General features: G+C 45.5%; 13 protein-coding genes. 1 reads left to right on the top strand and 12 read right to left on the bottom strand.

Annotated elements, in window-relative coordinates:
* A partial coding sequence (locus GOB87_RS10355; protein WP_408737132.1) for a lytic transglycosylase domain-containing protein occupies positions 1–530 on the top strand: 530 nt, incomplete at its 5' end.
* 191 nt (positions 531–721) lie between these two features.
* On the opposite strand, the gene GOB87_RS10350 is transcribed toward GOB87_RS10355, so the two are convergent.
* The 12 genes from GOB87_RS10350 to GOB87_RS10295 form a co-directional block, all read right to left on the bottom strand.
* Complete coding sequence (locus GOB87_RS10350; RefSeq protein ID WP_166316248.1) at positions 722–1,432, bottom strand: tetratricopeptide repeat protein; 711 nt, start codon at positions 1,430–1,432, stop codon at positions 722–724.
* Between the two features lie 44 nt (positions 1,433–1,476).
* Positions 1,477–2,391 (bottom strand): type II secretion system F family protein, encoded by a 915-nt coding sequence (locus tag GOB87_RS10345; protein WP_166316245.1) that lies wholly within the window; start codon positions 2,389–2,391, stop codon positions 1,477–1,479.
* A complete protein-coding gene (locus GOB87_RS10340; protein WP_166316242.1) occupies positions 2,388–3,365 on the bottom strand; it encodes a type II secretion system F family protein in 978 nt (325 codons plus the stop codon). Before GOB87_RS10340 ends, GOB87_RS10345 begins: the two co-directional genes overlap by 4 nt.
* Positions 3,358–4,701 (bottom strand): CpaF family protein, encoded by a 1,344-nt coding sequence (locus GOB87_RS10335; protein ID WP_166316239.1) that lies wholly within the window; start codon positions 4,699–4,701, stop codon positions 3,358–3,360. Before GOB87_RS10335 ends, GOB87_RS10340 begins: the two co-directional genes overlap by 8 nt.
* Entirely contained in the window at positions 4,698–5,954 is a 1,257-nt protein-coding gene (locus GOB87_RS10330; RefSeq protein WP_166316236.1) for an AAA family ATPase, read from the bottom strand. Before GOB87_RS10330 ends, GOB87_RS10335 begins: the two co-directional genes overlap by 4 nt.
* Positions 5,951–6,244, bottom strand: coding sequence for a hypothetical protein (locus GOB87_RS10325; protein ID WP_166316233.1), 294 nt, complete (start codon positions 6,242–6,244; stop codon positions 5,951–5,953). Before GOB87_RS10325 ends, GOB87_RS10330 begins: the two co-directional genes overlap by 4 nt.
* Before the next feature lie 13 nt (positions 6,245–6,257).
* Entirely contained in the window at positions 6,258–7,673 is a 1,416-nt protein-coding gene (locus tag GOB87_RS10320) for a type II and III secretion system protein family protein (protein WP_166316230.1), read from the bottom strand.
* Complete coding sequence (cpaB, locus tag GOB87_RS10315) at positions 7,663–8,523, bottom strand: Flp pilus assembly protein CpaB (RefSeq protein ID WP_166316227.1); 861 nt, start codon at positions 8,521–8,523, stop codon at positions 7,663–7,665. The genes GOB87_RS10320 and cpaB overlap by 11 nt, the downstream gene beginning before the upstream one ends.
* Before the next feature lie 15 nt (positions 8,524–8,538).
* Positions 8,539–8,979, bottom strand: coding sequence for an A24 family peptidase (locus GOB87_RS10310; RefSeq protein ID WP_166316224.1), 441 nt, complete (start codon positions 8,977–8,979; stop codon positions 8,539–8,541).
* A 37-nt stretch (positions 8,980–9,016) separates the two neighbouring features.
* Entirely contained in the window at positions 9,017–9,238 is a 222-nt protein-coding gene (locus tag GOB87_RS10305; RefSeq protein WP_166316221.1) for a Flp family type IVb pilin, read from the bottom strand.
* Between the two features lie 121 nt (positions 9,239–9,359).
* On the bottom strand, positions 9,360–10,124 hold the full coding sequence (locus tag GOB87_RS10300; protein WP_166316218.1) for a copper resistance protein B: 765 nt from the start codon (positions 10,122–10,124) through the stop codon (positions 9,360–9,362).
* A complete protein-coding gene (locus tag GOB87_RS10295) occupies positions 10,121–11,986 on the bottom strand; it encodes a copper resistance system multicopper oxidase (protein WP_166316215.1) in 1,866 nt (621 codons plus the stop codon). Before GOB87_RS10295 ends, GOB87_RS10300 begins: the two co-directional genes overlap by 4 nt.
* Positions 11,987–12,033 lie beyond the last annotated feature (47 nt).

Raw genomic sequence — 12,033 nt, 5'->3', positions numbered from 1 at the left:
TCTGCTCAAAACGCAGACTGGACGCCATCGCAAAAACCGTCAATCAAATCGCCAAAACCCAGAAATTACCGGCCAAGCACATCAATCAAGGGTTCTTCGATCCCTCCACCTACATGCCCGCTCCCCTTCTTGCCTGCATGCTTGCCGCCGCCATCCGTTACGACATACCGCCACGAGTGCTTCCCGCAATATGGGAAGTTGAACGAGGAGCGATCGGCCTCGTCCACCGTAACGCCAACGGCACGGATGATCTCGGACTCATGCAAATTAACACGCAATGGATCACCACAATTTCCCAGATCACACATATGCCCGCCGTGCAGACAGCAGCACGCCTCGTGTCAGACGGCTGTTTCAATATCGCTGCTTCGGCGATGATCCTACGGACCTATATGAATGAGACGCATGGTGACCTGATGCAGGCAATCGGCAATTATCATTCTCATACGCCGAGTCTGAACAATGCTTACCAGAAGCAAGTTACTCGAAAAGCTATGCAGTTATTTTCCGGAATATCTACTACGAAATAGCGTATATTAAATGAAAATTCCATAATTTCTAAAATTATTATTTTATTTATACATATTTAATATTATATTATACAATCATAATTCCCACTCACAACTATAGTATAAAAAATAAAGCTGCTCAAAATCATCAAGAAGAACCTTGATTTCCATTGAATATCATTCAAAACTTTCTTTAAACAACTTAATAGTATTTAATGCAAAAATATAACTTTTGCATTTTTGTATCCCCATATTTCCTTCAATTTTTTCATGTGCTCATTAACTTTTTTATCTGGAATATATTTGTACAAAATCGCCTCGGCTTCTGAAAGTCGACCATTAGCAACCAATACCGCAGCATAATCTTCCTGCACTTTTGACGTGGCATCTTGTGCCATTGCATATGGTTTAATGACAGAAAGTCCTGTTTTTGCATCCCCAGACAGTGCAAGAGATAGAGCCAAATTAATTTCTGGAGATATTTGCGTCGGATCTAACGAAATAGCTTTTCGATAAACCTCCTGCGCTTCGGAACATTTTCCGTTCAAATCTAATGAAATACCATAATCATTCATAACGTGCACGTCGTTAGGATAAAACGCAGTTATTTTTTCTAGAATCTTCTGCGATCTGGACGGATCTTTGTTTATGTAAATACGAGCTAATCCCACCCATGCTTCTTTCGATTCGGGACGAATAGATAACGCTTCTTTATAAAGAGAAATTGCCGCATCTTGCCGTTGCAGCATTGAATTCGCAGCAGCCTCACGCATAATTATTTCATAATTTCTCGGGTAGCGATGATATAAGTCATTCAACTCATACATCGCATTCTCCGTTGCCCCACTGGCCAACTGAGCATCAATCACGTCTAAATCTTTTTCTGAGAAGTCCTGCTGCGCAGAACATCCAGAAATCAACACAGAAATCACCATAAAAAGTATATAAAAAAACAAATCACACCACCTTATTTTTTTAAAATACTCATTACATTCACAATAGCTGGACCTGCAACAATAATAAACATACATGGTAAAAGAAAGATTATCATAGGAAATGTTAAGATGACAGAAAGCTTAGCAGCTCTTGCTTCAAAATTTGTTAGCTTTTCTTCTCGTATTTCAGAAACCAAAATCCTTAGAACCGACGCGAGAGGTGTTCCCGTTTCCAAACTTTGGGAGAGAGCAGCGCTTAGTCGTTCCAATGCCGGGATTCCTGTTCGTTTTCCCAATGCTTCAATCGCCTGCATCTGATCGGAATTAACCCTCATTTCATCAACTGTTTTACGAAATTCTTTAGCTACATTTGGATTTAAGGATTTCATTTCTGAAGAAACGCGCTCCATGCTGGGTTCCATGGCCAAACCAGACTCTGCACAGACTAAAAAAATATCCAATGCATCACCCATCCCCATTTCCACAGATCTTAAATAAATAGCGTAACGTTGATCTAAATAAATATTTGGAACAATAAAACCAAACCACAGGAATACCGCAGTAAATATCTTCTCAAAAATATAATTACTGGTTATATTTTGTGAAAATAATAAACTAAACAAAAAAAATGAAACTGAACACCCGAACTTACTACCAACTAAAATCCTTACATCAACATCATACTTATAAATATCTTTCTTTTTAATACCATAAATAATATCTTTCGGAAACAAATGGAAATTTATAATATACTCACCAATAAATAAAAACGTATTTAAAATTACACCGCTTTTTACAGAATCAGATGCAGAAACATCAACATCAAATCGATAAAAACTCAACACTCTATTCTTTATATTATTTCTTTTTTTAATATTTGCGCAAACATTATGGACAGAAATAAATATTAAAACTAAAAAAACAACAACAAAAATGTACATATTCATCTCAACAAAACCTTTATTATGATAAGCATCGAGCCAACACCAAGGAAAAATAAAATAACAGCTACCATAAATATAAATAATCCACTACCAGTATCAAAAAAAACGCTTAAATAGGATTTATCGACAAAGTAAAGCATAATCATCATAAAAATGGGCATACCCATCAAAACATAACAACTCAATCGAGCTTCCGATGCCAACGCAATCGCCTTCTTTCTGGCCATCAATTTTTTTCTAACATTTCCGGCAAAACTATCGAGCACTTCCGACAATCCACCTCCGGTACGAGATTGCAATCCAACAATTATTGAAAAAAATCTATATTCATTTACATTAGACGCTCTTGACATCCCATCCAACGATTCCGATAAGTCTTTGCCTACAGAAATACTATCCACAACAGAATCAAATAAATTTTTTGTTGGTTGAGGTGCTTGACGCGCAACAATTTCTAAACTCCTTGGCAATGAAATGCCAATTTTTAAACTTCTAGACATCATAAACACAGCATCAGGCAATTGCTCTATTAATTTAGATTTATAAATACCATATTTTCTCATTAAAAGAATCTTCAATAAAATAGAATAAATAAACAAAGAAAACAAAAAATACTTTAATGTGAAAACATATACTGCGACAAATCTCACAACAACCACTAGACCAAAAAAAGCAGCGAAAGAAATTGTAAAAAATTTTCTTATATATCCCTCCCTAAATTCGTATGCATTAAATTTTACTCCAATAATAATTTCAAATAAATTATAAATAAATTCATATTTATTAACTTTGTTAATTACCAAACTATCTTTTTCTAACTTTATATCATCACTAAAATTATTATAAATTATACTTTTAATTCTCTTTGTTTTTTTTATATTTTTATTATTATTTTTGACCACAAAAAACAAAGAGATAGCGAAAAACATCAAAGAGAAAAATGTTATCTCGATATATACAATCAAATAATTACTCATTTAACGTATTGTTCCACGCTTTATCTAACTGATATCCTACCAATGATTCATAAAAACTTGGTCTTGATTTTGATACATTATAATGACCTTGTATTTTTCCATCATATCCTTCCCCATCCATACTAAAGCTAATCACGTCATTCAATGTTACCACGTCACCTTCAATACCAGAAACATCAGTTATTTGTACTATTCTTCTTACTCCATCTCTCTGACGCTCTATCTGAACAATCAAATCGACTGCACCTACAATCTGTGTCCTAATAGCACCAGCAGAAAGTCCAAAATTTCCCATTTGTACCATATTTTCTATTCTCGTAAGAGCATCTCTGGTCGTATTAGCATGAATAGTTGACATACTTCCATCATGTCCCGTATTCATAGCTTGAAGCATATCAAATGCTTCAGCTCCACGCACCTCACCAATAATAATTCTATCAGGACGCATCCGCAAAGCATTCCTTACCAAATCTCTTTGTGTAATCTCACCATTACCTTCAATAGAAGGAGGTCGAGTTTCCAACCTAACAACATGAGGTTGCTGAAATTGTAACTCAGCGGCATCCTCTACAGTAATTATTCTTTCTCCTGGGTCTATTAAACGCGACATAGCATTCATTAGTGTTGTCTTTCCAGACCCTGTACCACCAGAAATAATAACATTTAATCGTATCCTAGATGCTATTTCAAGTAATTTCGCTACTTTTACAGAACAGCTACCATTTTCAACTAACTGTTTAAAATCTATCTTTCTTCTAGAAAATTTTCTAATTGAAAGATAAGGACCATCTAATGCTAAAGGAGGAAAAACGATATTTACTCGTGAACCATCTTCTAATCTAGCGTCAACGGTTGGGCTAGATTCATCAACTCTACGCCCAACACCAGACGCTATCCTCTGACTAACTGCAATCAAATGACGTCTATCTCTGAATTTTATTCCAGAATCCGCTAACTTTCCGTATTTTTCTATAAAATTTTTATACGGTCCATTTACCATAATATCGGTAATTTTATCATCATCAAGCAAGGGCTGAATTGGGCCCAAACCATTAATATCATTAACCAACTCATTGGCTAAAAGCTTTTGCTCTCTCGCGTTAAGCTGAACTCTTTTTTCGTTCGCTATTTCATTAACAACACGCTCAATCTCAGGGATAAGCCTCTCAGATGAAAGTTTTGAAACCGCAATAGGATCCAGTCGCTCCAAACACAAACCATGCAACTCAGTCCACTGCACAATCATTTCTTTATGTGCCGGATGTACTATGTCGCTATCAAAATGTATATCAGGCCTATTTGACGTTTTTTTTCCAAACGACGGGGAAATAGTCATGGCCGAAACCTCGCAACAATCTGATTCAAGCACGATTTAAAAAACGATTTCTCTTCTAGACCATCCGGCATCATAACAGAAGCAGCCTCTTGGGAGAGATTCCCAATAGACGACCTAAAATTACCTTTTAAACTTGCTGCTGGACATCCAGATATTTCAGATTCATTCAATATTTTAGGTGTAAACGGGATAATTACATCTGGGGGACGCCCAAAACCATCTGAAATCTCCTTAAGTGAAAGAGAGCCTGGTATGCCAAATTTATTGAGAACAATAAGAGGTCGAGACATTTTAGATTGAGACTTAATGCTTGCAACAAACCGCAAAGCATCTCGCAAAGCTGATAATGTTGGATCCATCACCAGCACATTTTGTTCGCATAACTCCAGCATTTTCCTAGAAATCTCATCATCGAGTCCAGGCATATCGATAGCTATATAATTGTATTTTTTTTTGACAACATCGATAAGGTGAAAAGGCGCTCTCTCATCTACAATCAAAGTATCAGTTAAATTAATTTGCGATCCCAAAACGTCACATCGGGCTCCTACACGCTGCGCACTACGCTCAATAAACAATTCATCAACACGCTGCGGAGCTTCGAAAGCTGTCTTTAAACCTCCATCTACACGTGTTCCAAGAAGAATAGACACTGACCCAGTATAGAGATCGCCATCGATGATTAATGTATGTCTTCTAGCTACTTCTCCCAAATACCACGCGAAATTAGAAGCAATCGTTGTTGTTCCAACACCGCCCCTCACGCCCAAAAACCCAATTACCCTTCCTCCTCGGGCAGCATGAAGCTCGAAATCACCATCCGCCAGAAACGGACCGAAAAATCGTGTTACCATCGCACGGTTAAGCGGTTTATATAAATATTCAGCTACACCCAACCCCCGTGTAAGCTGTCTATAAAAATTGGCATCCTGTCGATCACCGATTACTAGCACTTTTACATCTGGTTCAATAACATTCGCAAGTTCGCCCAGCGCAGTGAGAGGCTGATCTTCTCCAGAAACATCAATGATGAGAATTTTAGGCGTTGCCCCCTTCCTCAATTTTGAGGTGGCTACCGAACACGATTGACATGCAATTGAGTAATTTCCTGGCTGAAATTCATCCAGAATTTCACGCAAAATATTCTCACTTGCGACATCTGCCACAAAAGCTTGGACGACAACCTGTCGAGAGGATTTTGATTTGGCGCCTTCAAAACTCTGCCCTAAATCCAGCATCCGGAACTGGCTCATTGTCCAGTGCCTCCATTCGACTGGCTATTCGCCACATTTGTAACCTGCAAACGCTCAATCGTTTTTGTTTTTCCATCACGGAAACGATGTACGGCATCCGTCACCTGCTTAGCATCGTAATCCACATCATGCCTTCCATTAAAAATATCAGAAGGTGATGCTACTTGTAAAACAAGATTACGCTGATTGGAATTCGGGGAGTTCCATCGTCCCTGCATATAAGGAGGATCGATTTCCGCACATCCTCCAAAGAATAAAAGAGGGACAACTAAGAAAGTTCGCATCGACATCAGACTTATCATCCTATTCTACCATAAATCCGACATCTAATGGTTCTTTTGGGGACGACTCTCCTTGCTTCCCTGACCCTTTTCGGGAAGAAGCCACTCCACTCTGCCTCAACCGCAACACACGGTTATAATCGTCAGGCGGTGTCCAATTATCATCTGGCCGAGACAAAAGATCAGGATTTTGCACAGGGCGAACAATATATGGCGTTACTATAATAACCAATTCACTTTGATTATGCTGAAAACTATCGGATCGAAACAACGCACCAAGAATTGGAATATCTCCCAATCCTGGCAAACCCAAGCCTGCTACTGTTGCACTATCTTGAAACAACCCTGCTATAGCAAAACTCTGACCGCTCCCCAATTCTACTGTTGTATCAGCTCGGCTTACTGTGAGAGCCGGAATACTAATGCTATTATTTCCCTCACCAAACGAAACAGCACCAGTACTCGTCAACTGACTGACCTCAGGGCGCACATGCAAACTAATACGACCAGATGTCAAAACAGTCGGAACAAAAGAAAGAGCCACACCGTACTGCTTAAATTGAACCGAAACAGTGTTGCCATAAGACGAAATCGGTATCGGAAATTCGCCACCGACAAGAAAGCTTGCTGGCTCACCACTCAAAGTTGTCAGATTAGGTTCCGCCAACGTGTGAACCAACTGATCTTGTGCCAAGACATCAATGATCGTTTCAAGGGTAGTCGGATGACCTGCAACACGAAATCTAGACAAAAACGAAAAGCTGCTTTGACTCGTAGCCATTGCCGCTAGTGGATTTTTGGTGGCCACTCCAATAACTGCGCTTGTTCCCAGCGCATTCATGCTCTCCCATTCCACACCAATCTCTCGAACCAATTGCCGAGACATCTCAACAATCCGCACCTGCAAATTAACCTGCGCCGATTCCTTCATTCTCAAATGATTATAAACCGGACTATCACCGGCTTCATCACGAGCAGCTTCTTCCACTCGCGCAGCGCGCTCAGGGGTAGCCGCCATTCCTTCCAAAGTCATGCCCTTCTCACCGAAACGAGAATGCACTTTGGTTGACGCTTCCTGCTCGCTTAACCGAGTGGTGCGTGAAGCAGCATACTGCTGCGGAAGGACAGCAATGTCATATTGTCCAACAGGATGCCCCTCCTGATCCGCCGCCGAAATTGTGGTGCGACCTGGCCCTGTACCAAAAACGAATAACGTCGTGGAACTTGCCGGCCTAACCTCTGCCACTTTCGGATTTGCAGCGAATGCGCTGGCAGCTCCAGTTTTCAATTCAATTAATTTACCGGTGCCAACCTCAAGCGTAATGGCCGAGGAGACTGGCGCAGCTTGCGCTGATGACGGAACGTTACCTGCTGCGACCACCACAAAGGCTGTCGAAAGGCATAACCACCCTATCATTGCAATTAAATCAATGCGCATTACTTGAAACTTCCGCCAGACCGTTAAACACTCGAAGCGATGTCGAGGTCACAGGAACAGTAGGCTCAACTTCTTTTTTTTCCCTGAATTCGGGCTGAAAAACATCTTCATTCCAGACCGTTCCCGCGGCATCCGGATCAGACGGAAGCCGCATGAGAGAACGCAGAGTAAGGATTATCCGCCCCATTTTTTGCGCAAGAGCCAGCTTCTGAGCATCGGCTGGTGACAACTCAAGAACAGCTGTTCTTGCATTACTCTGATTAGCGGGATTCGGGCTGACGCCGCGTATCAACCGCTGATCGATAGCCACGACTCTGACATTACGCAGGATGGTTTCCGCAGCCTGGGAATGCTCACCTGCTGCGCTGTTCGCAGTATTTATTGTTGGCACCAAAAGCACATCGACATGATCACCTGGCCAGATAAGCCCTCCCACAGCATTGCCGGGATCAATCGAGATCGCGATTCCTCGCTGCCCGGGCATCAGAAGGGCCGCAAGAAAACTTCCATCCCCAGAGTGCACAACATCGTCTGTTCGGATTGCCCCCCCTTTGGGCACCGATACCCGCAGCAGAGCCCCGACCATTCTCTGACGAACGGTGGCTGACGCAGGCATCGTCCCAGGAGACATGAAGGCTTTAGGAACCGAGGCCTCACCCATCTCTTCGGCACTCAGCACTTCACCCGCGTGCAGATCCTGCTTGGCCGTGAGAATGGCTACACGAGGTTCAGGTTTGGCCAATTGGACGACAGGATGCGGAGCTTCCTTCCGCTGTGTCTGCTGGTACATAAGGTAGCCACACAGACAACTCAGAATCATGATGCAGATATAAGGCCAGTTTCTGTACATGCCGGCGAGTCTGCCTTAGAAATGATAGAGATTTATGAATGTTCCGGCGGCAATCGCCACTCCATAGGGAACGGTCTGATCTCCGATATCACCCCGCCCTGTCACTAACTTTATCCAACGCCAGGCAAGGCACGCACCTGCAACGATACTTCCGGCAACAGCGATGGAGAGAAATAACGATAGCAAGCCGGCAACCGGAACGACCGGAACCAATCCGATCATCAGCTTCACATCACCTCCACCAAAAAGATGACAGCGCCACAGGACATAAAGAACAGGAACCAGACCGACTGCGACCAGAAGACAACACAAAGCGTCTCCTCTCAGGACCGCCAGACCCAACGACATGAGAAATATGACTAGAACAGTCCAATTATAAATGGACCTTCTATAAATATCTGTAACAACCACACAAATAAGAGAAAGAGATATCAGCACAATAATGAAATTGTACAATATCTCTCTCCATTAGACTATTTAATAGGTGCAATAATCAGGTTGTACCAGGCGCGCTGCCAACCGTATCGCTAATGCTTCCGTATACAGTCTTCAGGCTGCTTCCCAGCCCCTTCGCGGCTGCCAGCACGATGACCGCCAGAACACCGGCAAGTAGCGCGTATTCAATAGCCGTCACGCCCTTGCGGTCAACGAGCAGCTCGCGCATGCGCGTGGCCATGCGCGAATTCATGGCCTTGATGAGAAGAAGATTTGTCATGTGCATCGTCCTGTCATGACGTTGAAACCAGTCCTGCCGGAACGATTGAAGAAAATGTTCGCACGCACGGCTTGGATTACGTTTCTCTCAAATTACTTAAACAGAGATTAACGCCGACATTTCAAAACCACGTCCGCACACCGAACGTCACATTCAGATCATGCACCACCTGTTGATCTCTCCGCGCCATATCCGCTGCCTGACCGAAAGTTCCTGCGTATGTCACAGCAATATAGGGCGCAAGCTTGCGGTACCATTCATAACGCAGGCGTAAGCCAGCATCAATGTCCGATGCGCCGCGCCCTACTCCACGTGCCCGATCCGCATTCGAATAGAGATTCAATTCGACCTGCGGCTGAAGAATCAATCGATTCGTCAGAAAAATATCGTAAGATCCTTCAATACGTCCCGCTGCTCCACGATCACTGAAATAGGCCGTGGCCGACAGTTCGAAGAAATAAAGAGCCAGCCCCTGTACGCCCACCGCACCCCACGCTCGCGTCGGCCCATGGTCAATGTCCAGACGCACTCCTGTCTGAAAATCGAAATACCTTGAGATGGCGCGATCATAGAGGGCCTCGTGGTCTCCTCCACCAAATTGGCCCCGAGTACTCACCGTGCCTTCGGATTTGATCCACAGCTTGTCGTAATCCGTCCCGTACCAAGCCTGTCCGTCATAACGGAACTCTCCGCCGCGGCCGCTATAACGTGCCTCAAACTGCTCAAGAATGGCATGGAGATAGAGCCTGCGATCCATCGTGGGCATGATGCCGTTCACATAACGCACCGACGTTACAGGAACCGTCGAAACTGTGCTGACATGCTGCGCATGCGCCGCCACAACACCCTGCAAGAGCACTACCGCAACTCCTATGGGATATCTCATGACACCACCACAGTGCGGAACATGCCCGTATCCATGTGGTAAAGCAGATGGCAATGAAACGCCCACAGACCCGGAGTATCGGCCGACACCAAATAGCTCAGGCGCTCGCCCGGCTTGACCGTGATGGTGTGCTTGTAAGGACGATACTCTCCCTGCCCGTTTTCCAGTTCACTCCACAGCCCATGTAGATGAATGGGATGCTCCATCATCGTGTCGTTGATGAGCACCAGCCGAAGCCTCTCTCCCAGCATCATCCGTATCGGCTCGGCTTCGGAAAATTTCTTGCCGTCAAACCCCCAGATGAAACGCTCCATATTGCCGGTCAGATGGAGCGTCATCTCACGCGAGGGCGGACGGCGATCTTCGCCCAGCCGCACAGAACGCAAATCGGCATAGGTCAGCACCCGCCGCCCGTTGTGCTCCAGTCCTGCTCCCGGTTCCGCCAATCGATTGATCGACGTCACGGCAATGCTCTGCACTTCCACACCGGGATGAAGAGGAACAGGAGGCTCCTTTTTCAATGGCGCCGCTGCGACAGATGCGGGCTTCTCGTCGCTCATATCCATGTCTCCCATGTCGTCATCCGACATATTCATGGGAGCCGATTTTTCGTGCGGACTTTTATGTTCCGGCATCTTCATGCCGGGCATCTCCCCCCTCTCTGAGGACGCATGGCCGCCGGACGGCATGTCCATGCCCGCCATTCCGCCATGCCCATCGCCAGCCATGCCCATATCCGTCATGGTGCGCAAAGGGCGCGGATCCATCGGTGGAACAGGCCCCAACACGCCATCCCTCACCGCCAACGTGCCGCGCGCAAATCCCGTGCGATCCTCCGACTGCACGAAGACAGTGTACGGCCCCTCCTCCCTTGGATGGACAATCACATCGTATGTCTCGGCGGGTGAGATACGGAACTCATCCACACTCACCGGCTCCACATCGTTTCCGTCTGCACCGACCACCTGCATGGTCAGTCCCGGAATACGCACGTCGAACAACGTCATCGAAGCTGCATTGATGAAACGCAGCCGTATCCGTTCCCCGGGCGCAAACAGCCCCGTCCATCCCGTCCCCGGGGGCTGACCGTTCATGAGATAGGTGTAGATGATCCCCGACACATCCGAGATGTCGGTGGGGGCCATGTTCATGCCTCCCCATGTCAGACGATCGCGAATGGTCGCCCCAAGTCCGTCCCTGCGCGCATCCTGTACAAACGTGCCCACCGTACGCTGACGGAAATTGTAATAGTCGCTGTCGAATTTGAGATTGGAGACGATGTCCATCGGATCGGCATCGGTCCAGTCCGACAGGAGCACCACATAATCCCTGTCCACCCGATGGCGCGACGCCTCCGCCGGATCGATGACCAGCGCCCCCACCATCCCCATCTGTTCCTGACCGCCGGAATGGCTGTGATACCAGTAGGTTCCGCTCTGACGGACGGGAAAGCGATAGGTGAATGTCTCACCCGGCTTGATGCCGCCGAAGCTCAGTCCCGGAACCCCATCCATATCGGCCGGCAGACGGATGCCGTGCCAATGCAGGGATGTGTCCTCACGCAGCCGATTGGTGACATGGATCTGCACCTCATCCCCCTGCCGCCAGTGCAGGATCGGCATGGGGGTCGTGCCATTAATGCCGGTCGCCATGACCGACATTCCCCCCAAAGGAGCCGGAACACGCTCTACGGAAAGATCGAAAACCGATGCGGCCGAAGGAATGAGACCCGTTGCGGGCCGGGGCGGCTCGACCGCCTCCAAATTGCGAGGGCAGGCAAGCGCCGCCCCCAGCAGCCCCGCGCCCGTGACGAAACGACGACGGGTCAACGACGCCGTTTGGCGCTCATGAAGCGATGACATGACAGATCATCCTGGAAAATGTGTACGGCACAGACATTCATACGTCT

This window comes from Acetobacter estunensis (assembly GCF_011516945.1).
In the GTDB taxonomy this organism is placed as follows: Bacteria; Pseudomonadota; Alphaproteobacteria; order Acetobacterales; family Acetobacteraceae; genus Acetobacter; species Acetobacter estunensis.
The sequence above is the reverse complement of the archived record's forward strand: the minus strand, read 5'-3'. Positions and strand labels throughout refer to the sequence as shown.